Source organism: Hydrogenobaculum sp. Y04AAS1 (assembly GCF_000020785.1).
Classification (GTDB): domain Bacteria; phylum Aquificota; class Aquificia; order Aquificales; family Aquificaceae; genus Hydrogenobaculum.
In genome coordinates, this window is record NC_011126.1 from 886,627 (window position 1) to 911,200 (window position 24,574).

Below are 24,574 nucleotides of genomic sequence, written 5' to 3' on the forward strand. Positions count from 1 at the left end.
GATGATTTTATGAAAAAGTTTATAGTTTTTGGGCTTTTAGCAAGTAAAATAGTCTTTGGTGCTACAATCACAGTGGCAGCTGCTGCTGATCTTAGGTTTGTATTGCAAGATTTAACAGCACTTTATGAGAAAGAATATCCTAAAGACAAACTAAAGTTTATATACGGAGCTTCTGGTAACTTTTACAATCAAATAAGAGCTGGTTATCCTATAGATGTATTTATGTCTGCGGATACACATTTTCCTGAGCTTCTTTATAAACAAGGTTTATCTTACAAACCAAGAGCTTACGCCATAGGCAAACTTGCTCTTTTTACCACAAAAAATATAGATGTGGATAATCCAAAACTTGCTTTCTTAAAAGCTCAAAAAGTGGCCATAGCAAACCCAAGAGTAGCCCCTTATGGTATAGCTGGTATATCTACACTTCATTGTTATCATGTGTACAACGACGTTAAAGATAAAATAATTTTCGGTGAAAATATAATCCAAACTACTCAATTTGTAGCTTCTAAAAATGCCGATGTGGGACTTGTTTCTTATTCTCTTATCTTGGCACCACAGCTTCATAGTAAGGGTAAATTTTACCTTATACCTCAAGCTTGCTATAAACCTATCGTACAAGGCGCTGCTGTAATAAAAGCAACAAAAGATAAAAATGCTGCCATGAGATTTTTTAACTTTTTATATTCCCAGGAAGCAATAGCCATCTGGAAATCTTTTGGATACGGCATACCAAAATAAATGGATTACAAAGTTTTTCTAATAAGTTTTGAGTTAGCTATATCCACTACGCTAGTCCTCGGCGTGGTGGGAATTTTCATATCTTATTTTTTAGCTTTTAATAAAAGTATATGGATTGATATGATAGAGCCTTTTATCATGAGTCCATTGGTGCTTCCTCCCACTGTGCTTGGGTTTTATATCATATATATATTTGGGCTTCAAAGCCCATTGGGAAGGTTTTTAAACAACATTGGTATACATCTTCTTTTTAACTTTAACGGTCTTCTTTTGGGTTCTATCATATACAGCTTGCCTTTCGCTGTATCCCCAGTGGTATCTGGTTTTAGATCTGTGCCAAAATCTATCATAGAAGCCTCTTATACCCTTGGAAAATCAAAGTTTTATACGCTTTTAAAAGTTATAATACCAAACTCCAAATACTCTATAATAAGTGCTTTGGTGCTTGTATTTTCTCATACAATAGGTGAGTTTGGCGTTGTGCTTATGGTAGGGGGCGATATTCCTGGTAAAACTAGAACCGCTTCTATAGCTATATTTGATTATGTGCAAGAACTAAACTATAAACAAGCAAACATCACAGCTTTGATACTCTTTGCAATAGCTATGAGTACTCTCATTTTTTTACAAATTTTAAAAAGACTTCAAGAAAGATGATGGAAATAAGTATTGAAACAAAGTTTTTTAAATTTGAAATCAACCTTTCTAAAAGCCAAATACTTGGTATAGTGGGTCCTTCTGGCATTGGTAAAACCACGACCTTAAGAGCAATAGCCGGTTTAGAAGAACCTAAGGGTAAGATTGTAGTTGATAATGAAGTATGGCTTGATGAAAATTTATCTTTAGCTCCTCAGAAGCGTTCTATAGGATTTGTATTTCAAGATTTTGCACTTTTCCCAAATATGAGCGTGTTTGAGAATGTAGCTTATGCCTCTTCAAAAGAACATGCTTTAGAGATTTTAAAAGCTTTTAACATAGAACATCTAAAAGATAAACGCCCAAACAAACTATCTGGTGGCGAGCGTCAAAGGGTGGCAATAGCAAGGGCTATAGCAAGAGCTCCAAAAGTTTTACTTATGGATGAGCCTTTTTCAGCCCTTGATAGAAAAACAAAGCATTTTATTCAAGATAAAATATTGGAATTTTCAAAGATGTATAAGTTTTATACAATATTTGTAGCTCATGATCTTACGGATGTTGTAAAATTATCTGATTTAGTTTTTTCAGTGGAAGATCAAAAGCTTTTATCCAAAGAAGAGTTTGAAGAATATTCTTTAATGTAAAAAATATTACAAAAATTGTAATAACTATAACAATTGTTATATGGTTGTAAATTTCATTACAATCTTATCAAAACCTTATATACCAATGCATTTTCTGAATTTGATAATGGCATGATAATTGCCAAATAACATATGAAAGGAGGTTAAGAATCATGGGTTGCAATTCTAAAGCTTGTGGAATAGGCTCAAACACAGAAGATTTTCTTCCAGATCATATAAAGGAAAAGGTGAAAAATCACCCTTGCTACTCTCAAGAAGCACATCACTTTTATGCTAGAATGCATGTGGCTGTGGCACCAGCTTGCAACATTCAATGCAATTATTGCAATAGAAAATACGACTGTGCCAATGAATCAAGGCCCGGCGTAGTGAGCGAGCTTCTTACTCCAGAAGAAGCTGCCAAAAAAGTTTTAGCTGTGGCGATGGAAATACCACAACTATCTGTAGTTGGCATAGCAGGTCCTGGAGACCCATTAGCAAATCCAGAAAGGACATTTAGAACTTTTGAGCTCATAAAAGAAAAAGCTCCAGATATAAAGCTGTGTCTTTCTACAAACGGTCTTGTATTGGATAAGTATGTAGATAAGATAAAAGAGCTTGATGTAGACCATGTTACAGTGACTGTAAACGCTGTTAGCGTCGATACTGCATCAAGGATATACCCTTGGGTATTCTACAACCACAAAAGATACAAGGGTAAAGAAGCCGCTGCTATATTGTTAGAAAAACAATATGAAGGTTTACAAGCTTGTGTAGAAAATGGAATTTTAGTTAAGGTAAATACCGTTTTCGTACCTGAGATAAATGGAGATGAAATTTTAGATCTCAGCAAAAAAGTAAAATCAATAGAAGCATTCTTGCACAACATAATGCCTTATGTGGAAGGTGATGGAACTGCTTTCCAAAAAGCCGGCATAAAATCCCCTTCTCCTCAAGTGTTGAAAGAGATACAAGAAAAATGCGAAGGCGATATGAATCTAATGAGGCACTGTAGGCAGTGTAGAGCTGATGCAGTAGGACTTTTGGGCGAAGACAGGGGGCAAGAGTTTACTAAAGACAAGTTAGATAAGTTAAACATAAACTACGATCCCAGTTGGCGCAAGCAAGTCCACGAGGAGATAGAAAAAGAAAGAGAAAAATTACACAAAGCTAGGGAGCTCTTATACAGTGCAAAAGAAGACAATAACCCAAAAGTGCTGGTAGCTGTGGCTTCAAAAGGACAGATGACTGTAAATGAACATTTTGGAACCGCTAATGAATTTTTAATATACGAAGTAAGTGCTATCGGTGCTAAGTTTATACATCATAGAAAAGTAACACCTTATTGCCATGGTTCTATATCATGCTTAGAAGGCGAAAATATCTTAGAAGATACTATCTCAAAACTTTCAGATTGCAAAGCTATAATAGCCGCTAAAATAGGGTTTGAGCCAAGAGATGTATTGAAAGAAAGGAATATAGATTGCGTTGATGAATACGCTTTCCTCACTATAGACGAAGCCTTGGCAAAATACTATAAAGAGTACGTTCTTGAAAAGATGAATGAAAAAGTGGAGGTATGACATATGGCTTACTCTATAGATAAAAACGCCTGCGTATCTTGTTACGCATGCGAGGATTTGTGCCCTACAAAAGCAATATATCACGATGATAACGAAACTTTCTTTATAGATCCCAAAGTATGCGTTGAGTGTGAGGGCTTTTATGATGAACCACAATGTGTAGCTATATGCCCTATAGATTTATGTATCACCAAGCTAAAGGAGGTGAGTGTATGAGTTTGTTCGAAGATATAAAAAAGCTAAGTAGCGCGGAAGAATTTTTTGATTACTTCAAAATACCCTATGAAGAGCATATATTAAAACCTTTTAGACTACATATTTTACAAAAGTTTAAAATTTATATAGATTCTTTATCAGTGTCCTCTGAAGAAGAAGCCTATCAAAAGATGAGGGATTTCTTAGTAAAAGCTTATTCGGATTTTCAAAGCACTGATAGTCCGTTCAAAGAAAGGCTGTTTAAAGTACATCAAGATGTAGTAAAACCAAATGTTGTATTTGAGGTTGGTTTAAATGATAGAACCAAAGTTTAAAGTAGGTGATATTGTAAAAACCAAGAGAAAAATAAGAAATGACGGTACATTCCCAGGGTTACCCTGGGATGAGCTACTTCTACCAAAAGGCGCTGAAGGAGTGGTAATAGACATAGGTAGATTCTTGCAAACACAAGTGGTGTATGTGGTAAATTTTTTAGAGCATGGTAAAATAGTGGGGTGTTTGGAGCATGAGCTTGAAGCCTGTAACGAGATATACTCTATTTAAGGGTGTTATAACAGATTTGGATGTCGGTGAGTTTAGAGCTTCTATAATGGTAAAGTTCAAAAACTTAGAACTTTCAGCCGTTATACCAAAGAAGATGGCTACAGAATGGGGACTAAAAGTTGGCGATAAAGTGATGGTCCATATAGAAGAAGGGGGCGGTATATATATATACAAAAACAAATTTACATAATAAAGATAGTTTATAAAAGCTCAAAAAAAAGCTCATCATTACAAGAACTATTATAAAGGTCTTATATCCGCCTTAAAATCCATCATAGGTGCTTGGTATAAGCTTGAAGTGACTAGTACATCTACACCAGTACTAGCATATTGCTCTACATTTGACATATTTATGCCGCCAGCCGCCAAAACAACCATTTCTGGTTTTAGAGATTTTATGTGTTTTACAGCCTTTTCTAAAAGCTCAGGGTTAAGTTTATCAAATTGTATCATATCAACTATATCTATAAAGCCTAAAATCTCTTCCAAGGAAGAAACTTCTACGCATATCTTATGTTCTTTTGCCCTTTGCTTTAAGTTTTTAACAGCTTTTAACAAATCTTCATGGGTTTTAAAAAATACCTTATGTTGATCGAAAATCAATATACTTTCAGATAAACCAAGCCTATGAGGGATTGCTCCACCCGTTAAAATAGATTTTATAGTTAAACCTTTATTAAAACCTATCAATTTTCTAGTAGTGGCTATTTCTATGTCTTCTCTTACGCTTTTAGCTTTTCTTACCATTTCGTAGGTTTTTGTAGCTATACCAGACATGTACTCTAATATATTTAGACATATTCTCCAAGCTTTATGTATATCTTTTGCGTCTCCTGATGCTTCAAAGATCATTTCTTTGGGTTTTAAAATGGTGCCAGATGGCTTGAAAAATTTTATTTGTAAGTTTAACTTATTGGCTATTCTTGTAGCTTCTTCTGTACCACAAAGAATACATTCTTTTCTGTTAGATATACTTATAGTGGCGAGAGATTTTATATCTAGAAGTTCTGTTGTTATATCCCAATAAGGAATATCATCCTGAATAAACTTATCCAATTCCTCATCCGTTATATATATCATATAAAAAACCCAAGACCGGTGGTTAAACCGGCCATAGGGCTTTATTAAAACTTACAATTATTTCTTCTTGGCTTTTTCTGTAGCTTTCTTAGCTGCAGCTTTAGCTTTTGTGTGGGCTTTTTTGGCGGTTTTTGCCATGTGTTTGGCGTGAGATTTTACTTCTACTGGTTTGCCGTGGAGTATACAGAGTGGGTTACGTTTTCTGTCTTTGTATTTGAGTGTCCAGTAGTTGAACTCACGTCTTGCTTTTGCTCTTTCGGCTGGTGTGAGATGTACTAAGTATCTTAGCCTCATACCTACTCTCAATATCCATGGGTCTCTACCAATGGCTCTTCTGTTTAGGTCATAGATTGATGGCCAGTATACTTGGGTACCGTAAATCCTTTGAGCTATTGTAGAAAGAGTATCGCATGGTTTTACTCTGTAATAACCGTACATAGCGTGCGGTTTTACTATTGGCTTACTTACTGGAGGTGGAGGTGGTGGTGGCGTTTCTGGTGGAGGGGGTGGTGGTGGTGGAGGTGGTGGTGGAGGTGGTGGTGGAGGTGGAGGTGGAGCTGGTTTGTGCTCTTCTTTACCAAGAGCCTTGATCTTGTTGATGTCAATACAAGTTATCCAATAAGCGCCATTGTTACAGGTGTCTGGCTCTGGGTTTGCGTACACACCTGCACCTTCATTTCCGTGCGCGCTTGCTGCATAAAGCATGAACCCCAGACCTATGGCTGGCGCCAGCATTGCAAGAAACCTATTCATAGCTTTCTCCTCCTTTAACTAAAGTATAGCATCTAATACTGCTTTTGTCAAGCTATGTATATTATATCGTAATTTTATAAAAAAAGTATAAACTTTTTACAAATATACTTAATGATATATATTATACTGTTTTAAAGCTTTTAGAAAAAAAATACTATGTTATAATAAGCTTTTAATGAAAGCAATCTTATGTCTTGAAGATGGTACATACTTTATAGGCAAATCTTTTGGCAAAACTGGGGAATGTTTTGGAGAAGTGGTATTTAACACCGCAATAACAGGTTATCAAGAGATTATAACAGACCCCTCTTACAAAGGCCAAATAGTGGTGATGACAACCCCCCAGATAGGGAATTACGGTGTAAACAACAATGTAGAGTCAGATTCCCCCAAAGTCGCAGGTTTCGTGGTAAGGGAAATATCAAAGATAGATAGCAATCATACGTCTATAGACACTCTATCCTCTTACCTTGAAAAGCACAACATAGTAGGGATATCAAACATAGACACGAGGGCTTTGGTAAAAATACTACGAGAAAGAGGCGTTACCAGAGGATTTATATCTACTATAGATTTAAAGCCAAAAGCTATATACGAAAAGGTAAGGATGGTAAAAGATATATCTTCTCTTGATTTGGTATCTGAGGTAACTACGGATAAGATTTATAAAGTTCACGCTTATAAAAGCTCAAAACACTTTGTATTGGTAGATTTTGGTATAAAACAAAGTATAATAAGATATCTTGTAGAAAATGACATCACCTGCACCGTAGTACCAGCAAACACACCAAAAGAAGATATAGAAGCTATGAATCCAGATGCAGTGTTTTTGTCAAATGGGCCTGGAGACCCAGCAAACGTGCTAAACGGTATCGCCATAGCCAAACATTTTTTTGGTAAAAAGCCCATATTTGGTATATGTCTTGGTCATCAAATCATGTCTTTGGCAATTGGAGCCAAAACTTACAAGTTAAAATTTGGGCATCACGGAGCCAATCATCCTGTTAAGGATATGAGAAACAATAGAGTAGTAATAACTTCTCAAAATCACAATTACGCCGTAGAAGATTTACCGGATTTCATGGAAGTCACACATATAAACCTTTTAGACAACACCATAGAGGGTATGATCCACAAAAATATCCCATATTACTCTGTGCAATTTCACCCAGAGGCCTCACCTGGACCTCACGATGCTCTTTATATATTTAAAGAGTTCAAAGATATGGCTTAAATGTATAAAAACATAGCTTATATTTCTATATTTAGGGTTTTAAGGGGTATCGCTGGTGGGATTATTATGGTGGTTTTCCCTTACCTTATTTTAAAAGATTTTCATAAAAGCATAGGATACTTAGGGATTATATACGCTTTGGCTACCATAACAACAGCGCTTTTATCTGTGGTGGGCGGTGTAATAGCGGATGTGTGGCATAGGAAAAACTCAACTATATTGATATCGCTACTTTTGCCCTTGAGTGCTTTGTTTTTATATTTAAAACCTTCTTATACAGTAGCTTTTTTAAGCGCTGTTTTAGGTGGATATTCTGCTACTGGTTCTTTGATGAGCGGTGGAGTTGGCGGAGCTGTGATGCCTATGGTAAACGCTTTAGCCACAGATATAATTCCAAAAGAAAAAAGAGTATTTGCTTATTCTGTATTCACTTTCCTAACAGGTATATCTGGGGCTTTTGGAGCTTATTTGGTAAAATATATTCCAAACGATAAGGATGCTTTTTTGATAGCCTCTTTGCTGTCTTTTGTTGGCATACTTTTCATAATACCCATAGACGCCTATCACAAAAAAGGTCGGATAGATACTCTTACCAGTAAAAAAACCATAGGTCAGTTTTCGGTGGTAGGGTTTTTAAACGGCTTTTCCCAAGGGCTTATAACACCATTTCTAATACCATTTTTTATAATAGTTTATCACGTAAAAAAATCAGATATGGCCTCCTGGGCTTTTGTGGGCGGAGTTTTGGCTTCTTTTGCACCTCTTTTTGCAAACATATTGTATAGATATCTTGGCAATCTTAAAAGCATAATACTTACAAGAACCATAGGCACTCTAATGATATTTTTTATGCCGCTTGTAAAAAACCTATACATAGATTTGATCCTTTATAGCCTTTACCCTTCTTTTAGAGTACTGTCGCTTCCACTCCAGCAATCTATGATGAGTGAGATGGTGGACGCTTCAGAAATGGCAAGGGCTTTTAGTCTAAATCAAATATCAAGATTGGGAGCTTCATCGATTGGAACGTTTTTAACAAGCTTTTTATGGGAGCTTTCATATGTTGGTTTACCGTTTTTTATATATTCGTCTATTATGGCTTTTAATATATTTTTATATAAAAAATTCTTTGGAAACAAAGAATGACTATTCGTCGTGGAGTTCTCTTATCTCATCGTTGACTGGTATTTCATCCGTATAAGCTTTGTCTATGTTGCCTGTTCTTAGGTTTATAAGTCTCGTGTAGACTATGAGCTGATGTCTTGTAAGTGTATACATCCCTTGGTATATGTAAGAGGTTCTAAATTTTGTTCTCAAATCGTTTACATTGGAAGAAAGAGCCACATCACCATGGGAGTTTACCGTCACATACTTGGATAGATTTATTTCTATGATTTTCACATGGCACTCTCTTATAAGAGCATCTTTGAAAAGCTCTGTGAGGGTTTTACCCAAAGCACTTGTATAGTTTATATCGCTTGAATCTACGTAAGTCATTACAGCCACCACGGGTATAGTATAGGTCTTGTTATATACTTTGAATGTTGGACATGTATGATAAGCCATCCTATCTGCAAGATATTTTAAAGGTGCTTTAGATTTTTCTATACCAAGCTTGTAGACTTCATAGTTTACCGTAGAGGTTATAGAAGAGCAACTTATTTGTAAGATAGAAATCGTTGTAAGAGTTATAAATGTTAAGAGCTTTTTGTATTGCATAAAGTCATAACATACTCTAAAGGCTCTTCTAAGCTTCTTATAGCGTATTCGCTAGCTTTCTCTATCGTCTTTTTTACAATAGGTGTATCTTTGTATTCAAAAGGACTTAAAACGTAGTTTGTGACCTCTTCTTTTGAAGCTGGTCTTCCTATGCCTATTCTAAGCCTAGGAAACTCTTGGGTTCTTAACTCCCTTATAATAGACTCCACCCCGTTGTGCCCACCAGAGCCTCCGTTTGGCTTCATCTTTATAGTGCCTATAGGTAAATCCATATCATCGTATATTACAAGTATATCACTCGGCGCTATCTTTGTTTTTTCCACAAACTGCCTAAGTGCTATACCAGAGTTGTTCATAAAGGTTTGTGGTTTTATAAGGTATATATCTTGTTCTTTTATATGAAAAACTATAGACATATATTTTTCTAATGGATTTTTTAAATGCAGTTTAAAAGCGACTTCGTCTATTACTTTAAAACCTATGTTGTGCTTGGTGTCTTTGTATTTGGGGCCTGGGTTTCCAAGCCCCACTAAAGCTTTTATCATTATTTGGTAGCAGCTTCTTGAGCTTGTTCTTCTTCGCCTTCTTTAGTTTCTTCTGGTTCTGCCACTACAAGCACCACTTCTTCCGGATCTTCCATCAACCTACAATTTGCCGGTATATTTAAATCTTTAACGTGTAAAACGCCTCCTAAATCTACGTTTGATATGTCTACTGTGATTTTTTCTGGTATATTCCTTGGATCTACTTTTAGTTCTATACTGTGCAGGTGTATTTCAAGGGTGCCGCCAAGCTCTACACCTTTTGGAGTACCAACAAACTCAAGGGGCACTTCTACATCGGTCTCTGTAACGTTTGATATGTTGTATAAATCTACATGCACTGGATTATCACCAAGCCATCCGTATTGAATGTCTTTCAACAGGCAAGGTAGCACTTCATTACCAAGCTTTGCTTCTATCAAAAACGTAGTACCGTGAGGCATGGCCGCTAAGTCTTTTATTCTCATGTAAGCGTGTATATTTTGAACGCCTTTGCCGTAGATCTCTACAGGCACAAGCCCTTCTTTCCTTTTGCTTTTTTTATCACCTTTTGTAGAAGCTTCTCTTTCTAAAAGCTCAATACTAACCCTTTTCATAACAATCACTCCTTCTATAGAAAGTTTTCAAGCTATATATTATAGCATAATTTATAATTAACTTATGGATATAGATAAAGCTTATGAAATATATATAAATGAAATCCTAAAATGGAACAAGGTACATAAGCTTATATCAAAAGCCGATGAATCAAAGATTTTTGAAAGACACATAAAAGACGCTGAAGAGATATTTTACAAATTAAAAGATTTTGATATAAAAGAAATAGCAGATGTAGGAGCTGGAGCTGGTTTTTTAGGCGTGGTGTTTTCTATCCTTGATAAGGATCTAAAAGTTAGTCTAATAGAAGTTGTGGCAAAAAAATGCGCTTTTTTAGAGCATATAAAAGTTAAGCTTGGACTAAATTACGAGGTTTTATGCAAAGATGCCACTCGTTTAGAAAAAACCTTTGAGGCCACTATAGAAAGGGCTTTTGGCAAACCCCTTGATATAGTAAGTACGATGGAAAAACTATCAAACAAATATACGTTTCTTGTCTTAGGAGAAAACGAGGACCTTAAACCTTTAAAACATTTAGGCTATACACCAATTAAGCTATCAAAGGGTTTTTTGGCTTTTAAAAGCCTAAAATAAATAATGTTATAATCATATTATGAAGCTTTTACCAATAGGCATACAAACCTTTAGAGATATCATAGAAGGCGGTTTTTACTATGTAGACAAAACACATTTTATACCAAAGCTAACAAGCAAATACTATTTTCTATCCCGCCCAAGAAGGTTTGGTAAATCTCTTTTTCTTGATACATTAAAAGAAGCATTTTCTGGCAACAAAGAGCTTTTTAAAGGGTTATATCTATACGATCATTGGAATTGGGGGAAAAAGTATCCAGTGATAAGGCTTGATTTAAGCCAAACTTATCCAGATACAGAGGAAAATCTTCAAAAATCTATCAATTCTTTTTTGAGAAAAATATCAAAAGAGCATGGAATAACCTTAGAAGAAGAGATATTAGGCCTAAAATTTAAAGAGCTCATCCAAAAACTGTACGAAAAATACAATCAAAAAGTGGTGGTGCTTATAGATGAATACGATAAACCTATTCTTGATGTAATAGAAGACATAGAAAAGGCAAGGAGAAATAGAGATATACTAAAAAAGTTTTTTGAGATATTAAAGCCCTCTGACCCATATCTAAAACTTGTATTCTTAACAGGTGTATCAAGGTTTTCAAAAGTATCCATCTTTAGTGGACTGAATCAACTTCAAGATATCACTTTAAATGAAGAGTTTTCAACTGTTTGCGGATATACACAATCTGAGCTTGAAAGCGTGTTTTTCGATAGACTAAAAGATTTTGATAAAGAGAGGGTAAAAGAGTGGTACAATGGCTATAGTTGGCTTGGGGAGAGAGTTTACAATCCTTTTGATATACTCCTTCTTTTTTCAGAAAAAAGGTTTAGAGCCTTTTGGTTTGAGACAGGGACACCTACATTTCTTATTAAGATGTTTATGAAAAATAGATATTACATCCCAGAACTTGAGAATTTAGAAGTAGGAGAAGAGATTTTATCAAATCTTGATGTGGATAACATATTTCCTGAGAATCTTTTGTTTCAAGCTGGTTATCTTACAATAAAAGAGTTTATGGAAGAATACGGAACATACATACTGTCTTATCCAAACCTTGAAGTAAGAAAAAGCTTTAACAGCTCATTTTTGATATATGTATTTAAAGAACCAGTAAGTGTAAGCAAAACCGAAACAAATATAAAAAAGGCTATACTCACAAAAGATATAGACAAACTAAAAGATGCTATATACACATTTTTTGCAAGCATACCCCATGATTGGTATAGGAAAAACAATATAGACTCTTATGAGGGCTTTTATGCATCTATTGTATATACTCTTTTTAACGGAGCAGGGCTAAATGTGATAGCAGAAGACAATACCAATAAGGGTCAGATAGATCTAAGCGTCTTTAACCAGGACAGCGTTTATATAATAGAGTTTAAGGTGGTAGAAGATAAGGAAGAGGGCATTGCTTTAAAACAGATAAAAGAGAAAAGATATTATGAGAAGTACATGGGTAAGTACCAAGAAATCTATCTAATAGGTATAGAGTTTAGCAAAGAGAAGAAGAATATAGTTAGTTTTGAATGGGAGAGGGTATAATTTTTATCTCCATATCAAAGGTAGAGTTTGCTTATTAATCTTTGCTTAAAACCCCTGCGTTTTGGGCTTTTAACATAAATCAAGCTTTAAAAAAATCAAATTATGGCAATATCCTCTTAGCAAACAGAAAATGTTTTATAAGATATGGATCGGTGGCTACATCATCCACTACCACTCTTCCGTAAACAGAAGAAGCTTCTATCATCTTTCCATCTCCTATATATATACCTACATGAGACGGATAGGGAGCGTATGTGGAGAAAAACAGCAAATCTCCTGGTTTTAGATGATGTCTTACGAGTTTTCCAAGCCTTGCTTGTTCCCTGGCAGTGCGTGGTAAGTTTATACCAAGCTGTCTAAATACATCTTGAGTAAAAGCCGAACAGTCAATACCATACCTTGAATTACCACCAAACCTATAAGGTATACCAAGATATTGGAAAGCCACTTCCTTTAATCTCTCTATAAAGTTTCTATTTATATCTTTATAAGAATAAGACTTTCCGTAGGTTTTGTAAGTGTAAGAAGCGGGGCGAAATCCCCCGTTGGCGTAATCTATGTTTTGTCTTATGTAATCGCCTATAATATCGTCGTTTCTTACTCTATAAGTGGCGTTGCTGTATTCATTTATTATGCGCTTTATAGGATCTCCCAAACTTATACTTACACCAAAAGCCAATATACCAAAAGCAAGAAGCACCTTTTTCATAAAGCCTCCTCTAAAATGTTTTATCTATACTTACATAAAAAGTACGCCCTTGGGCGTATTGGGGTCCAAAAACCCCTATACCTTGGTCCCTCAGCTCGTAAACGTTGTTAAATAAGTTTACCACATATAAGTTTATCTGTGTATGTCCAAAAGCTTTTAAAAACAAATCCTTGGTTATCCCTGCGTTGGTCTGGAAGTAAGAAGGTCCATGAGTATAGTTTGGCGGATAATCCCCAGTAGCAAGCCCAGACCCATATATGTTATCGGCATAAAGGGTTAGGTCTTTATCTGCAATATATTGATATACATCATATAAAAATAAAGCTTTTAAGATTAAAAACACTTGACAAAAGGACGATAATGTGATTAAATTATTTTTAAGAAACCTTTAAAAGGAGGACAAAGCTATGAAAAAGAAACTTCTCTTGGCGATGGCAGTCTTAGGAGCTGCTGCTTGGCAAGGAGCCAATGCTATAGTTTTAAAGGCCAACGACAACGAATTTGCAAACGTAGGTCTTGAACTTCAAATCTGGGCTCAAAACGATGGAAAAGTAACCAACAACGACCAAACTTCCAACAACTTTTCCATCAACAATGCAAGGGTATACTTTTCAGGTGAAATCAACCCAATAGTCCAATTTGGCGCAGATTTGGATTTCGCAGACAATGGAACTTTAGCCGCTGATGGCACAGCAAGACATCACCAAGGCACAAGCTACACAAGAGTAACAGATGCATTCATCAACTTCAAATTTATGCCAGAAGTTCAACTCATGGCAGGTCTATTTAGAGATCCAGTATCAAGACTCTCCAACACAGACGAGTATACCTATGTAATACCCACTGGTTTTGGTTATGGATTTGATACGGTGTGGAGTCACATCACTAATGATGCAAATGGTGTAGACTCTACTATAAATGGCACTAACTATGCTCTTGATAATCTCCTAAACCCATTTACACCTATTACACTTGGTGGTGATGTCCAAAATGCCAACAGAGATGCCGGTATAGCTATATGGGGTAATGTAGCAGATACAATGCTCAAATACTATCTATTTGCCGCCAACGGCGCTTACGACTATCAAGCTTTACCAGGTGGTCTAAACGGCAAAGGCAATTTAAAGTATGGTATAAGAGTAGAGTTTACACCTACAATGCTTGGATACAAAAACTCATCTGGTTTTGTAGATCAAGATACATTCTTGGGCGCTCTCAACAACCTAACAATAGGTCTTGGCTATGAACAACAAAAGTTAGATACCCCATCCGTCTTTGGCAGCAGTAGTCTCACACCAAAATACTACGATGTAGATGCCAACTGGGAACAAAAGTTTGGTACTTTTGTACCACAAATCCAACTTGGCTGGGCAGAAAAGAAAGATTTAATGGCTACAAGTTATGGCAATGTAAAATCTGACGGCTACTATGTCCAACTTGCAGGCCTCTACGATCAAGTGGTAGGTCTTGGAAAACCAGGTATAGCCTTTAGATGGGAAAATTCTAAGGTGGATAATGCTGATTTCTCTAATTTTTGTAGTTCTAGTGGTGTTTGTGGTCTTGATCTTGGTGGTCAAAGCGGCAAAATCAACAGATACAGCATATTTGTAAACTACTACATAGCTGGCGAAGCTGCTAAGATGTCTCTTGGTGCTGATATCGTAGATCCAAACAGCACTTTGAAGAATGCGTACAACGGCAAAAGCTTTACAGACTGGACACTCGCTCTTCAAACAGAGTTCTAATATAGCTAATATAGCTTTCATACCCCGCTTTGGCGGGGTCTTATAAATATATGAATAAGTTTGAAAATATCTTGCAAAATCAAGTTTGCACTGTAGAAGAAGCTATATCAAAGTATAAGGCTTTTAGAACATCAAAACTTATCATCACCACAGAGTTTATCAAAAATCTTTATTATTACGCTGATTTATTTTACAAAATACTCACATCTACAAAATATTTAAATATATCAAACGAAGAACCTATAAAAGACTTGGCAAAAGCCCTTTGTTATATAAGCTCTCCTCGCAAAAGATTTCCTATCTTAGGTTATATAGAAGATTATAGACTTGTAAAATATGTATTTAGAAAGCATAGAGATTTTATAGATTCTTATTTAGAAACCAACAAGCTTCTTTTAAACGCATTTTGATCTTATAATCATCAAAGTGTTATAATTACATTATGAAACTTTTACCAATAGGTATACAAACCTTTAGAGATATCATAGAAGGTGGTTTTTACTATGTAGATAAAACACATTTTATACCAAAGCTAACTAGCAAATATTATTTCTTATCTCGCCCCAGAAGGTTTGGCAAATCTCTTTTTCTTGATACATTAAAAGAAGCATTTTCTGGCAACAAAGAGCTTTTTAAAGGGTTATATCTATACGATCATTGGAATTGGGGGAAAAGATAAGGTGGTAAAAGATAAAGAAGTGTATTTGATAGGGATAGAGTTTAGTAAAGAGAAGAAGAATATAGTTAGTTTTGAGTGGGAAAAGTATAATTAAGCATCAAATAGCTATATCAATAGCTTCCATTATATGGCTTACACCAAAGAGTTCAAGATCTGTCTTAGGTAAATCTTTTATTGAGCTTTTAGGCAAAATAACCTTTTTTATACCAAAGCGCTCTAACTCTTTTAGTCTTGCCTCCACATGATGCACAGCTCTTATCTCACCACCCAAGCCAAGTTCCCCAAAGATAGCTGTATCTTTTGATATAGGTTTTTCTTTTTTTGAAGAAGCTATAGCTATAGCGATAGCCAAATCACAGGCTGGTTCTTGTATCTCAATACCACTAACTACATTTACATAAACATCTGAATCTCTTGTAAAAATTCTTGCTTCTTTTTCAAGCACGCCAAGAATTATGGCAAGTCTATTTACATCAAAACCTTGAGTTTTACGCTGAGGGGTGGTGTATAGAGCTTTTAGGACAAGAGCTTGAATCTCTACAAGTATTGGTTTTGTGCCTTCGGTATGGGGAAATATTACAGAACCTATGGCGTTTTCTTTTCTTTCACTCAAGAAAAACAAAGAAGGCTCTAACACTTCTGTAAGCCCTCTATCTTCCATCTTAAAGACAGCCATTTCACCTGTAGCTCCATATCTATTTTTTAAAATCATTAAAACTCTGTAAAGGTTAAAGCGCTCTCCTTCAAATTGACATACGGTATCCACTATATGCTCCAATACTTTTGGTCCAGCTATAGCACCTTCTTTATTTATATGCCCCACTATAAAACAGGGTATAGCGCTACTTTTACAAAATTCCACAAGTTTAAAAGTAGATTCCCTCACTTGAGCCACAGATCCCGGCGAAGACTCCAAAGCGTTGGTATACATTGTTTGTATAGAGTCTATTATGAGAGCTTTGGCGTTGTATTCTTTTGCACAAGATATTATATGCTCTATATTTGTAGAATTTAACACATATAGATTTGATGAGTTTATATCCATTCTGCTCGCTCTTATAGATATTTGAGAGGAAGACTCCTCCCCAGAAGCGTATATCACAACATGTTCTTTTGACATAAAATCTGCTATTTTTAATAAAAGCGTAGATTTTCCAATACCAGGCTCACCGCTTAAAAGTATCACCTGCCCTTTCACAATTCCACCGCCTAAAGCCATATCAAGGGTTTTATAGCCAGTGGAAGTCCTAAAAAGTTGTTCTTTTTCTATATCCACAAGTTTTGTAGGCTTTTCAAAAGATTTAACTATATTTTCTGATATGGTGAGCTTTTCTTCTACAACAGAATTCCATTCACCACAAGCACTACACCTACCAACCCATTTTACATAAGTTTGACCGCAGTTTTGACATACGTAAGTGGTTTTTTCCTTCGCCATTAGACCACCTTTAAAATTATAAAATAGTACAATATACCAAGATATTCTCTAATGGCTTTCGTAGAGTTTTCCAAATCTGACATATTTGGCAAAAAGCTCCTTACGTTGTATCTTAGGTCCTCTTTGTAATCTACAGGATAAGGTATTACGTTTTTAAAAAATCTATCAAAAAGCATCTTTGCTCTTGGCATATGATAGGCAGATGTTACAAGTATTATACTGTTGCAATCTGGTGTTATGTAGCGAGTACATACCTTATAGCTTTGGGCTGCGTTTTGCATAGTATCTTTGCTTTTAACATCTTCATATATATTTCCTATATCTATAGCGTTTATAAGCTTTACTATAGGTGTATTTTTAGGAAGGTATTTTATATCAATACCAGAGAGTATGAGAGGAATTTTTGTCTTATAAGACAGATAAACACCTGCCAAAAGCCTTTTAACAGTTTCACCAGATAAGTTGCCGTTTTTGTAATACCCACCACCAAGTACAACTATCGCGTTGGCGTTTAAAAAGCCTTTTGGTTGACTGTAGGTACGCTCCAAAGGCGTTATAAGAGCATCTTTTACAGGGGTTATAGAAAGAAGATAAAGAAGTATAGTCATACCAAATGATAGTATTTTTATTTTCTTATTTCTAACAAAAAAGCTTATAAAGAAAAACGTTATTATAAAAATACCGGGAGATATTAGAATAGAAGTGAAAATTTTTTTAAAAAGAAAAAATATCATCTTTTCATACGAGTAGCTATGAGGATGTTTTTAATGCCGTTTTGCTTGGCTACATCCATAAGAGCTACTACGTACTTTTCTAAAGTGTTTTCATCGGCTTCTATAATGAGGTCGTTTATAGGTTGATTGTTTACTTTCGTATTTTGAATGGCGTTTTGAATATCTGTAAGAGTCACATATTGGCCGTTAAGTATATATTGGCCATTTGGTAATATTTCAACCCTCATAGTCTGTACAACGGTTTTTTTACCTGTTTGAGCTTGAGGAAGCTTAACCGCCAAAAATACCATTGGTGATTGAAAAGCAAGGATTGCCAAGAATAAAAACACAGCCAAAAGAGTATCCACCAGAGGAACTACATCTACATACGTCCTCTCTTCTATAGACATACCTACCTTTGCTTTTTTTCTTAAATTCATATTATCCCTCCGATATGGCGTCTATTACCTCTTTTACTTCTGTCTCTACTTTAGATACTATACGATTTTCTACAGCTTTGTAAACCCAATAAAAAAATAAAGCTGGTATAGCCACCGCAAGCCCTGTGGCTGCCGCTGTGAGAGCTTCGCTTATACCATTTGCCAAAAGATACATAGCAGATTGGGTCTCAGAAGTAGAGAATGCTGCAAAAACCTTTATAAGACCTGTTATAGTACCAAAGAGCCCTAAAAGTGGTGATACTGAAGCTACCGTAGAAAGAAAAACCAAGTTTTTATCTGCATCCGATATCACATAAGAAAAGGAGTCTTCGGCAATTCTGTTTAGCTGATAAGAGTCTCTCCTTCCTTTTAGATAGGCTTTTAAAAGCGATAAAAAAGCCTTTGAAGCGTTTGTGTTTTGAGTTTCAAGCATCTTAACAGCAGCGTCTATATTTCTACCAAGTATAAGAGCTTTTATCTGAGTGTAACCCTTTGGCAAAAATCTGCTTAGTCTTAGAGAGAAAGCTCTTTCTAATATAATAGCCCAAGATATAATAGAAAGTACCAAAAGAGGATATATTACTATACCACCTCTTTGAATTATTATCATAATATCATCCATCTTCTAACCTCCAATATTTAAAAGATTTTTGTTTTTACAAGCCGGTAAACGACGTTTAAGGCTTTTTACATGATAAAGCTCTTGATTGGACAGAGAACTCATGTTTAGCTTATCCAAAAGACAAGAAGCATCTTCGTAAGCGTGCATACTTATCAAAATTTTTGAGGCTTTTAGTATAGAATCCTTATATATATCCTGCTCGTTTGGAGTAAGTATGACAACGCTAACATACTCTTTTAAAGCCTTATTTTTGTCGCCATTAGAAAGATAATAGTCTCCTAACTCATAGAAAGCTTTAGCCTTTATGGAAGGATCTTGCGAATTTGATGCGAACTTAAGAAGACTTGGGTCTTTGTAGGTATTAAAAGCCTCTAAAGCCAAAGCTCTCACCTTATCATCTTGGTATTGGGATATAAGTCTATTTAGTATATCTTTTGCTTTGTTTAACATATGGTTTGATATGTATATCTCGTAAGCGTGTATCAAATCTTTTTCATCACCGGTAGAATATATAGCGGCAGCTTTATTTATATGCCCTTCTTTTAAATATAAATCTGCCAAGAGTTCCTTTGCCTTTTCTTTAGTTTCTCCTTGAGCGTTGTCTATTACGTTTATAAGAAGCTCTTCTTTTTTGTGAGGATCTAGTTCTAACATAGCCATTTTTAACATAGCCCTGTAGCGAGGACCACCAACTATACTTGATAAGAGGCTGTAAGCTTTTTCTTTTTTACCCTGCTTTATATAAATGTTTGCAAGTTGATACTTTAGATCTTCAGAAAGCGGGTTATTTTTATATCTTTCTATAAACTGCTTTATGGCCACTTCCAAATTTTTAGAAGGGTTTTTAATGCGAGAAGATATAATATCGTAAGAAGCCTCCATAGCTTCTTTTGAGTTTGGATAGTTTTCCACTACCTTTTGATAATAGTAAATGGCTTTGTTGATATCGCCTAAATTGTAGTAAGCATCGCCAAGCTTAAGAAGCGCCCTCGCTCCAAAGCGTTTGGAAGAAACTATTTCTTTAAAATATCTTATAGCATCTTGATAATCATCTTGTATAAAGTAAGAAAGCCCATAAAGATATTTGGCTTCAGCAGTGGTTGGTTTTAACACTTCCCTTGCTTTAGCGGGTTCATCTATAGATAGGTAAGCTTTGGCAAGAAGAATTCTTTCGTCGTAGGTAGATGGGTTTTCTAAAAGCCTTATAACGTCTTTATAATCTCCCATGTTGAAGTAGACTATAGCTCTATAGTATCTGCTTGTGAAGTAAGTTAAAGCTTTTTGATAGTCTCCAAGCTTGAAATAATACCATCCTTCATAGTAGTTGTGAAGCTCAGTATAGCGTTTGAAACCTTCGCTTCTTAAAAGATTTCTAAGGGCTATGAGATGTTTAGTATAATAATAGCTCTCTGCAAGCCATTTGTAATAAAACTCATCGTGGTTTGGCATCATTTGTAAAATATTTATAGCATCCTTATAGTCTTTGGCTTTTACACAAGCATAAACTGCATCCTTATAATCTTTTATCTTTAGGAATAAAAGCTTGGCATAGTTGTAATCACCGTTGTTGTAAGCTTGGACCGCCGCTAACTTTGTAAGGATACTGTATTTGTTGTTTGATAGAATAGAAGCAACGGCTGCGCCTTTAGGATTTTCTTCACCTATAAGAGCGTATAGGTTTAAAGCCAAGTCAGAACCAGGATAAAGATTTTCTATCATCACAGCTTTTTCTAAGGCTTTTTCGTATTTTTTATTCTTCAAATCTATTAAAGCAAGGTAATAAAGGGCTTTATATCTTAGATTGTAAGGAAGAGAGTAGTTTGTGTATATGGTTTCAAAAATTTGCTTTGCTATGTCGTATTTTTTAGAAAAATAGTTTATAATACCAGACCTAAAAAATAGGCTGTTTTGATAATAACCAGGTATTATGATACCTTGGATAAAATCGTTTATATAAGAGCAGTAATTTTTAAAAACAAACTCACTACAATTTACAGCGGAGTACCTACCGCCATTTTTTATAGCAAATACAGTTTCCCAAAGCTTTTTATGATAAGTGGGGGAATTTATAAAAACTGGTTTTTGATTGAGCTTCAAACTAAGAGCGTAATAACCTTCACAGGCACTTTGCTGATATATAGAAGTGTATTTACAAGAGTTATAAAACATGTCCCTTGCAGAAAGTTCGTTGTTTTCTTTTAGCCTCGTCATACCCATTACGTAGTATCCCATTGGAAGGTAAGGTGAATAAGTATATTTTAAAAGCCTTTGAAAATTCCTCTCAACACCTTTATAATCACCGTTTAGATAATCAGATACCATGCTTGAGTAATCTGCTACATCATCTGGCTCACCACAGCTTATAATAGATGAGTTTTTTAGCTTTTGGACTGGAGTAAGTTCCATATAAGCAGGGGCTTGGAGCACCTCACCGCTTAAATCAAGCTCTTTGAAAGAGGGGGCTCTTAGCTTAGCTGGGGGTTCTAAGGGTGGTTTGTCTATGTTAAATTGGCTTATCACCTGGACGTTTAAATTTAATTGATGTGGGATTCCTGTTTTGTTGGAAGATGCTTGTTCTTCTTTTAGCTCTTTTATGTTTACCTTTGTGGAGTCTGTAGCAAAAGACGCTACTATAAAAAATATAAATAAGCTAAATAGCCCTATGCGCTTCAGCATATAATTCTCCTAAATGACAGCTTATATTTAGCTTTTGAATTATATCTTGCTCCCCCAAACTCAAAATAGAATAAGAGGCGTTATCGCATCCAAAAGCCCAAAAATGAGATAAATCAATACCAAGCACCATACAGTAAAATACACGTATAGGCACCGAGTGAGATACCGCCACTACGGTTTTATCCTTGTATGTGGCTTTTATGAAAGATATAAAATCTATCGTCCTATCAAAAACCTCTTTTAAAGATTCCCCTTTTGGAAATCTTATCTTATGAGGAGCCTTCATCCAAGTTTCAAAATCTTCTTTGTATTTTTTTTCTATATCATCCACAAGCTCACCAGCCCATTCTCCGTGGTCTATCTCAATGAGTCTTTTATCTAAGATAATATCTTTACCGATGGCATTCCCTATGGCTTGGGCGGTTTTTCTTGTTCTAGTAAGAGGAGATGAATATATAGCCTCTACGTGTGGAAACTCTTTTTTTATATGGATGGCCAAAGCCTTTGCCTGAAGCTCACCTCTTTGTGAGAGATCTGGATCTAAAATCCCTTGATACCTTCCTATGGGATTCCACTGGCTTTCGGCGTGTCTTACAAGGATCAATTTACACATAAAGCTTTTACTGTATTTATATACTCTTCTAGCACATCTTTAGAGGTATTCGTAATAATAGAGGCGGCTTGTATTACAGAAAAAGTGGATATAGCATCTATTTGACCCATATGGGATACTCTAAAAATCTTACCCTTTAACTTATCTTGTCCCCCTGCTGTTCTTATACCAAGTTTTAAAAGCTCTTTTCTAAAGGCTTCCGCATCCATATTGGGTGTTTCTATGGCGCTTACAGATATAGAAGGATTTTTGCTAAAAGCCTTAAAACCCATCTTTTCAAAGGCTTTTATTGTGGCTTTTGATATGGCTGTGGTTTTCTTTTCTATGTTTTTTATCCCTTCATTTAAGATCATTTCCAAAGATTTTTTTAGACCAAGTATAATTGGTATAGCTGGTGTATAAGCGGTTTGACCTTCTATTTGCTTTTTTAGTTCCTTTGAGATGTTAAAATAATATCCTTTAGGACTCAATCTTTTACTAGCTTTTTCAGAAAACCAGAGCATAGAAAGACCTGGTGGAAGCATAAAAGATTTTTGGGAACCACCTACTATTATATCTATACCGTCTTCTTCTGGTTTTATATCGTAAGTACCAAGAGCTGTTATAGCATCAGCCACCAAAAGAATATCTGAATCTTTCAAAAGATTACCTATAAATTTAGGATCATGGTATGTGGCTGTAGAGGTCTCAGAAATTTGGATAAAAACTCCTTTTACATTTTCTTTTTCAATGATATTTTTAAGTGCATCTTTATCGTAAGTCTCTCCCCATTCTACCTTAAAATCTACCACATCAAGACCATAGGTTTTACAAAGCTCTAGCCATCTTTCGGCAAATTTACCACCGTTTAAAACAAGTACTTTATCCCCTTGATTGAAGAAGTTTATAACTGCAGCTTCCATCGCTCCAGTACCAGAGCTCGCAAAAAATACAAAATTATCGCTTTCGCTCGAAATAAGCTTTTTAAAAAGGGTTCTTGTATCTATAAGCGCTTGTTTAAACTCTGGGGTTCTATGGTGTATTATCTGGGCTCCCAAAATAGCCCTTATTTCCTCTGGTATCTCTACAGGACCTGGTGTGAAAAGCTTTTCGTTGGATTTATAGCAATTCATGAGTATATCTCTAAAGATGAAAATATGTAAGGGATCTCGTAAGAGGCTGATTCTTTGGAATCAGAGGCATGTATAGCATTCTTTCCTTTATCTGTACCAAAAAGGGCTCTTATGGAATTTGGAGCTATCTTCCTTGCCTCTTCGCTATCGGTGGGCCCTATTAGCTCTCTTACCTTTGATATGGCGTTTTCACCCTCTAAAACCATTGCCACCACAGGACCAGAGCACATAAACTCTACAAGCTCACCAAAAAACCCTCTTTCTCTATGTACATAGTAAAAGCCTTCTGCTTTTTCTTTAGTAAATTTAAACATTTTGAGCGCCAAAAGCCTAAGACCATTTTTAGAAAGTATATCAATGATGGCTCCGGTGGCCCCTTTCTCAAAAGCATCTGGTTTTACTATCACAAGCGTCCTTTCCATGCAATTTACCCCTTTTAAAGCTTTTAATAAATAGATATTATACCATAGCTTAAACTCTCAAGCGATAGATTGATTCTAAATAATTAAAATTTATACGGTAAAGATAACATTTTTGTTTAAACATGCGTTTCTAAGTATACACTCATCACAGTTTGGAGTTTTTTGGCAGTATCTTTTAGCATGCTCTACGATAAGTGCGTGGTATTCTTTGTATATATCTATATCCTTTGGAATATTAGAAGTTATAAAATCTGCGTATTCATCGTATTCTTTAAAGGTAAGTCCAAACAACCTTTTTATAATCCTTTTTGTATACATATCTATCACAAAATAAGGTTTGTTGTAAGCGTATAGAAGTATCGAGTCGGCGGTTTCTTTCCCTATACCTTTAATGTTTAAAAGGATTTCTCTTGTGAGCTCGAACTCTATATTTGATACATCTTTTAGTATATTAGCTTTTCTTTGGAAAAAGCCAGATGGTCTTATTAGTTCTTTTAAAAGCTCTATATCTACATGTTTTATAGCTTTTAGGCTTAAAAGTTTATAATTTTTTAGGTTTTCTAAAGCCTTTTCTACGTTTTTCCAGTTTGTGTTTTGGGTAAGTATTGCTCCTATTATAATCTCATCTTTTGGATCTGTGTTATAGGTCTTATGATAATCGATATCTACTGGCCACCAGTTTTGATAGCCATAACTATCAAGAAAAATGTTATAAAGCTCCAGCAGATTCATAGCCTCTTTTTTAGCTTTTCTACAAACACAAGGACTTTTGCGACAGCTTTGTAAAGCTCTGGCGGTATTTCTTCATAAATATCTAGGTTGTAAGCGGCAGATAGGAGTTTTTCATCTTGGATAACAGGTACTTGATGCTCTTTAGCAAATTCTATAATCTTTTGGGCTATATAACCTTTCCCTTTTGCCACAAGACGAGGGGCGTTGTCTTTTCCTCTTTCGTATTTTAAGGCTATAGCTTTTTTCTCTTTCTCATCCAT

General features: G+C 35.4%; 31 protein-coding genes and 1 pseudogene. 15 read left to right on the plus strand and 17 right to left on the minus strand.

Going from position 1 to position 24,574, the window contains the following annotated elements; translation table 11 throughout:
• Window positions 1–9 precede the first annotated feature (9 nt).
• The 8 genes from modA (at window position 10) to HY04AAS1_RS04790 (ending at window position 4,538) form a co-directional block, all read left to right on the plus strand.
• Complete coding sequence (gene modA, locus HY04AAS1_RS04755) at window positions 10–744, plus strand: molybdate ABC transporter substrate-binding protein (RefSeq protein WP_012513984.1); 735 nt, start codon at window positions 10–12, stop codon at window positions 742–744.
• Window positions 745–1,401 carry a molybdate ABC transporter permease subunit gene (modB, locus tag HY04AAS1_RS04760; RefSeq protein WP_012513985.1) on the plus strand — a complete coding sequence of 219 codons (657 nt, stop codon included), beginning with the start codon at window positions 745–747 and terminating at the stop codon, window positions 1,399–1,401. It begins immediately after the preceding gene.
• Window positions 1,401–2,027: an ATP-binding cassette domain-containing protein gene (locus HY04AAS1_RS04765; protein ID WP_337954059.1), complete on the plus strand. Its 627-nt coding sequence runs from the start codon at window positions 1,401–1,403 to the stop codon at window positions 2,025–2,027. Before modB ends, HY04AAS1_RS04765 begins: the two co-directional genes overlap by 1 nt.
• Before the next feature lie 152 nt (window positions 2,028–2,179).
• Entirely contained in the window at window positions 2,180–3,589 is a 1,410-nt protein-coding gene (nifB, locus tag HY04AAS1_RS04770; RefSeq protein WP_012513987.1) for a nitrogenase cofactor biosynthesis protein NifB, read from the plus strand.
• 3 nt (window positions 3,590–3,592) lie between these two features.
• The gene (locus HY04AAS1_RS04775) at window positions 3,593–3,805 is read left to right on the plus strand and encodes a 4Fe-4S binding protein (RefSeq protein WP_012513988.1); all 213 of its coding nucleotides are present in this window, start codon (window positions 3,593–3,595) and stop codon (window positions 3,803–3,805) included.
• A complete protein-coding gene (locus HY04AAS1_RS04780; RefSeq protein WP_012513989.1) occupies window positions 3,802–4,119 on the plus strand; it encodes a nitrogenase-stabilizing/protective protein NifW in 318 nt (105 codons plus the stop codon). Before HY04AAS1_RS04775 ends, HY04AAS1_RS04780 begins: the two co-directional genes overlap by 4 nt.
• Complete coding sequence (locus tag HY04AAS1_RS04785) at window positions 4,100–4,348, plus strand: nitrogen fixation protein NifZ (protein WP_012513990.1); 249 nt, start codon at window positions 4,100–4,102, stop codon at window positions 4,346–4,348. The genes HY04AAS1_RS04780 and HY04AAS1_RS04785 overlap by 20 nt, the downstream gene beginning before the upstream one ends.
• The gene (locus HY04AAS1_RS04790; RefSeq protein ID WP_012513991.1) at window positions 4,311–4,538 is read left to right on the plus strand and encodes an AbrB/MazE/SpoVT family DNA-binding domain-containing protein; all 228 of its coding nucleotides are present in this window, start codon (window positions 4,311–4,313) and stop codon (window positions 4,536–4,538) included. The genes HY04AAS1_RS04785 and HY04AAS1_RS04790 overlap by 38 nt, the downstream gene beginning before the upstream one ends.
• A 50-nt stretch (window positions 4,539–4,588) precedes the next feature.
• On the opposite strand, the gene modD is transcribed toward HY04AAS1_RS04790, so the two are convergent.
• Both modD and HY04AAS1_RS04800 read right to left on the minus strand, forming a co-directional pair.
• Window positions 4,589–5,428 carry a ModD protein gene (modD, locus tag HY04AAS1_RS04795; RefSeq protein WP_012513992.1) on the minus strand — a complete coding sequence of 280 codons (840 nt, stop codon included), beginning with the start codon at window positions 5,426–5,428 and terminating at the stop codon, window positions 4,589–4,591.
• A 57-nt stretch (window positions 5,429–5,485) separates the two neighbouring features.
• Complete coding sequence (locus HY04AAS1_RS04800; protein ID WP_012513993.1) at window positions 5,486–6,181, minus strand: LysM domain-containing protein; 696 nt, start codon at window positions 6,179–6,181, stop codon at window positions 5,486–5,488.
• A gap of 175 nt (window positions 6,182–6,356) precedes the next feature.
• Between HY04AAS1_RS04800 and carA the strand changes: the two genes are divergently transcribed.
• Both carA and HY04AAS1_RS04810 read left to right on the plus strand, forming a co-directional pair.
• Window positions 6,357–7,415, plus strand: coding sequence for a glutamine-hydrolyzing carbamoyl-phosphate synthase small subunit (carA, locus tag HY04AAS1_RS04805; RefSeq protein ID WP_012513994.1), 1,059 nt, complete (start codon window positions 6,357–6,359; stop codon window positions 7,413–7,415).
• A complete protein-coding gene (locus HY04AAS1_RS04810; RefSeq protein WP_012513995.1) occupies window positions 7,416–8,561 on the plus strand; it encodes an MFS transporter in 1,146 nt (381 codons plus the stop codon).
• Here the strand turns inward: HY04AAS1_RS04810 and HY04AAS1_RS04815 are convergent, their stop codons facing one another.
• The 3 genes from HY04AAS1_RS04815 to HY04AAS1_RS04825 are packed head-to-tail and all read right to left on the minus strand — an operon-like array spanning window position 8,562 to window position 10,272.
• The gene (locus tag HY04AAS1_RS04815) at window positions 8,562–9,134 is read right to left on the minus strand and encodes a FlgO family outer membrane protein (RefSeq protein ID WP_012513996.1); all 573 of its coding nucleotides are present in this window, start codon (window positions 9,132–9,134) and stop codon (window positions 8,562–8,564) included.
• Window positions 9,113–9,679 (minus strand): aminoacyl-tRNA hydrolase, encoded by a 567-nt coding sequence (gene pth / locus HY04AAS1_RS04820; RefSeq protein WP_012513997.1) that lies wholly within the window; start codon window positions 9,677–9,679, stop codon window positions 9,113–9,115. The genes HY04AAS1_RS04815 and pth overlap by 22 nt, the downstream gene beginning before the upstream one ends.
• Window positions 9,679–10,272: a 50S ribosomal protein L25/general stress protein Ctc gene (locus HY04AAS1_RS04825; RefSeq protein ID WP_012513998.1), complete on the minus strand. Its 594-nt coding sequence runs from the start codon at window positions 10,270–10,272 to the stop codon at window positions 9,679–9,681. Before HY04AAS1_RS04825 ends, pth begins: the two co-directional genes overlap by 1 nt.
• Window positions 10,273–10,336: 64 nt before the next feature.
• Between HY04AAS1_RS04825 and HY04AAS1_RS04830 the strand changes: the two genes are divergently transcribed.
• Window positions 10,337–10,867 carry an RsmG family class I SAM-dependent methyltransferase gene (locus HY04AAS1_RS04830; RefSeq protein ID WP_012513999.1) on the plus strand — a complete coding sequence of 177 codons (531 nt, stop codon included), beginning with the start codon at window positions 10,337–10,339 and terminating at the stop codon, window positions 10,865–10,867.
• 19 nt (window positions 10,868–10,886) lie between these two features.
• On the plus strand, window positions 10,887–12,413 hold the full coding sequence (locus HY04AAS1_RS04835) for an ATP-binding protein (protein ID WP_012514000.1): 1,527 nt from the start codon (window positions 10,887–10,889) through the stop codon (window positions 12,411–12,413).
• A 100-nt stretch (window positions 12,414–12,513) separates the two neighbouring features.
• Here the strand turns inward: HY04AAS1_RS04835 and HY04AAS1_RS04840 are convergent, their stop codons facing one another.
• A complete protein-coding gene (locus tag HY04AAS1_RS04840) occupies window positions 12,514–13,122 on the minus strand; it encodes a C40 family peptidase (RefSeq protein WP_012514001.1) in 609 nt (202 codons plus the stop codon).
• A gap of 10 nt (window positions 13,123–13,132) precedes the next feature.
• The gene (locus HY04AAS1_RS04845; RefSeq protein ID WP_012514002.1) at window positions 13,133–13,465 is read right to left on the minus strand and encodes a TonB-dependent receptor; all 333 of its coding nucleotides are present in this window, start codon (window positions 13,463–13,465) and stop codon (window positions 13,133–13,135) included.
• Between the two features lie 64 nt (window positions 13,466–13,529).
• Here HY04AAS1_RS04845 and HY04AAS1_RS04850 point away from each other — a divergent pair, with 64 nt between their 5' ends.
• The 3 genes and pseudogenes from HY04AAS1_RS04850 to HY04AAS1_RS04860 all read left to right on the plus strand — a co-directional run.
• A complete protein-coding gene (locus HY04AAS1_RS04850) occupies window positions 13,530–14,867 on the plus strand; it encodes a porin (RefSeq protein WP_012514003.1) in 1,338 nt (445 codons plus the stop codon).
• Between the two features lie 50 nt (window positions 14,868–14,917).
• Window positions 14,918–15,277, plus strand: a complete 360-nt coding sequence (locus HY04AAS1_RS04855; RefSeq protein WP_012514004.1) for a hypothetical protein — start codon at window positions 14,918–14,920, stop codon at window positions 15,275–15,277.
• Window positions 15,278–15,309: 32 nt separating this feature from the next.
• A pseudogene (locus tag HY04AAS1_RS04860) lies at window positions 15,310–15,540 on the plus strand (AAA family ATPase); the annotation flags it as partial.
• Between the two features lie 103 nt (window positions 15,541–15,643).
• Here HY04AAS1_RS04860 and radA read toward each other — a convergent pair.
• The 10 genes from radA to HY04AAS1_RS04910 form a co-directional block, all read right to left on the minus strand.
• Window positions 15,644–16,984, minus strand: coding sequence for a DNA repair protein RadA (radA, locus tag HY04AAS1_RS04865; RefSeq protein WP_012514006.1), 1,341 nt, complete (start codon window positions 16,982–16,984; stop codon window positions 15,644–15,646).
• The gene (locus tag HY04AAS1_RS04870; protein ID WP_012514007.1) at window positions 16,984–17,718 is read right to left on the minus strand and encodes a YdcF family protein; all 735 of its coding nucleotides are present in this window, start codon (window positions 17,716–17,718) and stop codon (window positions 16,984–16,986) included. The genes radA and HY04AAS1_RS04870 overlap by 1 nt, the downstream gene beginning before the upstream one ends.
• Window positions 17,715–18,137: a biopolymer transporter ExbD gene (locus HY04AAS1_RS04875; protein WP_012514008.1), complete on the minus strand. Its 423-nt coding sequence runs from the start codon at window positions 18,135–18,137 to the stop codon at window positions 17,715–17,717. Before HY04AAS1_RS04875 ends, HY04AAS1_RS04870 begins: the two co-directional genes overlap by 4 nt.
• A 1-nt stretch (window position 18,138) precedes the next feature.
• The gene (locus HY04AAS1_RS04880) at window positions 18,139–18,759 is read right to left on the minus strand and encodes a MotA/TolQ/ExbB proton channel family protein (protein WP_012514009.1); all 621 of its coding nucleotides are present in this window, start codon (window positions 18,757–18,759) and stop codon (window positions 18,139–18,141) included.
• 3 nt (window positions 18,760–18,762) lie between these two features.
• The gene (locus tag HY04AAS1_RS04885; protein ID WP_012514010.1) at window positions 18,763–21,435 is read right to left on the minus strand and encodes a tetratricopeptide repeat protein; all 2,673 of its coding nucleotides are present in this window, start codon (window positions 21,433–21,435) and stop codon (window positions 18,763–18,765) included.
• A complete protein-coding gene (locus HY04AAS1_RS04890; RefSeq protein ID WP_012514011.1) occupies window positions 21,410–22,048 on the minus strand; it encodes a histidine phosphatase family protein in 639 nt (212 codons plus the stop codon). The genes HY04AAS1_RS04885 and HY04AAS1_RS04890 overlap by 26 nt, the downstream gene beginning before the upstream one ends.
• Window positions 22,036–23,160, minus strand: a complete 1,125-nt coding sequence (locus HY04AAS1_RS04895; protein ID WP_012514012.1) for an alanine--glyoxylate aminotransferase family protein — start codon at window positions 23,158–23,160, stop codon at window positions 22,036–22,038. The genes HY04AAS1_RS04890 and HY04AAS1_RS04895 overlap by 13 nt, the downstream gene beginning before the upstream one ends.
• Window positions 23,157–23,582, minus strand: coding sequence for a nucleoside-diphosphate kinase (gene ndk, locus HY04AAS1_RS04900; protein ID WP_012514013.1), 426 nt, complete (start codon window positions 23,580–23,582; stop codon window positions 23,157–23,159). The genes HY04AAS1_RS04895 and ndk overlap by 4 nt, the downstream gene beginning before the upstream one ends.
• 90 nt (window positions 23,583–23,672) lie before the next feature.
• Window positions 23,673–24,314, minus strand: a complete 642-nt coding sequence (locus HY04AAS1_RS04905; RefSeq protein ID WP_012514014.1) for an endonuclease III domain-containing protein — start codon at window positions 24,312–24,314, stop codon at window positions 23,673–23,675.
• A complete protein-coding gene (locus HY04AAS1_RS04910) occupies window positions 24,311–24,574 on the minus strand; it encodes an EscU/YscU/HrcU family type III secretion system export apparatus switch protein (protein WP_012514015.1) in 264 nt (87 codons plus the stop codon). Before HY04AAS1_RS04910 ends, HY04AAS1_RS04905 begins: the two co-directional genes overlap by 4 nt.

Bases quoted from the DNA above. Each gene is read 5' to 3' on its own strand.
- modA (WP_012513984.1), top strand. From the start codon at position 10: ATGAAAAAGTTTATAGTTTTTGGGCTTTTAGCAAGTAAAATAGTCTTT.
- modB (WP_012513985.1), top strand. From the start codon at position 745: ATGGATTACAAAGTTTTTCTAATAAGTTTTGAGTTAGCTATATCCACT.
- HY04AAS1_RS04765 (WP_337954059.1), top strand. From the start codon at position 1,401: ATGGAAATAAGTATTGAAACAAAGTTTTTTAAATTTGAAATCAACCTT.
- nifB (WP_012513987.1), top strand. From the start codon at position 2,180: ATGGGTTGCAATTCTAAAGCTTGTGGAATAGGCTCAAACACAGAAGAT.
- HY04AAS1_RS04775 (WP_012513988.1), top strand. From the start codon at position 3,593: ATGGCTTACTCTATAGATAAAAACGCCTGCGTATCTTGTTACGCATGC.
- HY04AAS1_RS04780 (WP_012513989.1), top strand. From the start codon at position 3,802: ATGAGTTTGTTCGAAGATATAAAAAAGCTAAGTAGCGCGGAAGAATTT.
- HY04AAS1_RS04785 (WP_012513990.1), top strand. From the start codon at position 4,100: ATGATAGAACCAAAGTTTAAAGTAGGTGATATTGTAAAAACCAAGAGA.
- HY04AAS1_RS04790 (WP_012513991.1), top strand. From the start codon at position 4,311: ATGAGCTTGAAGCCTGTAACGAGATATACTCTATTTAAGGGTGTTATA.
- modD (WP_012513992.1), bottom strand. From the start codon at position 5,428: ATGATATATATAACGGATGAGGAATTGGATAAGTTTATTCAGGATGAT.
- HY04AAS1_RS04800 (WP_012513993.1), bottom strand. From the start codon at position 6,181: ATGAATAGGTTTCTTGCAATGCTGGCGCCAGCCATAGGTCTGGGGTTC.
- carA (WP_012513994.1), top strand. From the start codon at position 6,357: ATGAAAGCAATCTTATGTCTTGAAGATGGTACATACTTTATAGGCAAA.
- HY04AAS1_RS04810 (WP_012513995.1), top strand. From the start codon at position 7,416: ATGTATAAAAACATAGCTTATATTTCTATATTTAGGGTTTTAAGGGGT.
- HY04AAS1_RS04815 (WP_012513996.1), bottom strand. From the start codon at position 9,134: ATGCAATACAAAAAGCTCTTAACATTTATAACTCTTACAACGATTTCT.
- pth (WP_012513997.1), bottom strand. From the start codon at position 9,679: ATGATAAAAGCTTTAGTGGGGCTTGGAAACCCAGGCCCCAAATACAAA.
- HY04AAS1_RS04825 (WP_012513998.1), bottom strand. From the start codon at position 10,272: ATGAAAAGGGTTAGTATTGAGCTTTTAGAAAGAGAAGCTTCTACAAAA.
- HY04AAS1_RS04830 (WP_012513999.1), top strand. From the start codon at position 10,337: ATGGATATAGATAAAGCTTATGAAATATATATAAATGAAATCCTAAAA.
- HY04AAS1_RS04835 (WP_012514000.1), top strand. From the start codon at position 10,887: ATGAAGCTTTTACCAATAGGCATACAAACCTTTAGAGATATCATAGAA.
- HY04AAS1_RS04840 (WP_012514001.1), bottom strand. From the start codon at position 13,122: ATGAAAAAGGTGCTTCTTGCTTTTGGTATATTGGCTTTTGGTGTAAGT.
- HY04AAS1_RS04850 (WP_012514003.1), top strand. From the start codon at position 13,530: ATGAAAAAGAAACTTCTCTTGGCGATGGCAGTCTTAGGAGCTGCTGCT.
- HY04AAS1_RS04855 (WP_012514004.1), top strand. From the start codon at position 14,918: ATGAATAAGTTTGAAAATATCTTGCAAAATCAAGTTTGCACTGTAGAA.
- radA (WP_012514006.1), bottom strand. From the start codon at position 16,984: ATGGCGAAGGAAAAAACCACTTACGTATGTCAAAACTGCGGTCAAACT.
- HY04AAS1_RS04870 (WP_012514007.1), bottom strand. From the start codon at position 17,718: ATGATATTTTTTCTTTTTAAAAAAATTTTCACTTCTATTCTAATATCT.
- HY04AAS1_RS04875 (WP_012514008.1), bottom strand. From the start codon at position 18,137: ATGAATTTAAGAAAAAAAGCAAAGGTAGGTATGTCTATAGAAGAGAGG.
- HY04AAS1_RS04880 (WP_012514009.1), bottom strand. From the start codon at position 18,759: ATGGATGATATTATGATAATAATTCAAAGAGGTGGTATAGTAATATAT.
- HY04AAS1_RS04885 (WP_012514010.1), bottom strand. From the start codon at position 21,435: ATGCTGAAGCGCATAGGGCTATTTAGCTTATTTATATTTTTTATAGTA.
- HY04AAS1_RS04890 (WP_012514011.1), bottom strand. From the start codon at position 22,048: ATGTGTAAATTGATCCTTGTAAGACACGCCGAAAGCCAGTGGAATCCC.
- HY04AAS1_RS04895 (WP_012514012.1), bottom strand. From the start codon at position 23,160: ATGAATTGCTATAAATCCAACGAAAAGCTTTTCACACCAGGTCCTGTA.
- ndk (WP_012514013.1), bottom strand. From the start codon at position 23,582: ATGGAAAGGACGCTTGTGATAGTAAAACCAGATGCTTTTGAGAAAGGG.
- HY04AAS1_RS04905 (WP_012514014.1), bottom strand. From the start codon at position 24,314: ATGAATCTGCTGGAGCTTTATAACATTTTTCTTGATAGTTATGGCTAT.
- HY04AAS1_RS04910 (WP_012514015.1), bottom strand. From the start codon at position 24,574: ATGGATGAGAAAGAGAAAAAAGCTATAGCCTTAAAATACGAAAGAGGA.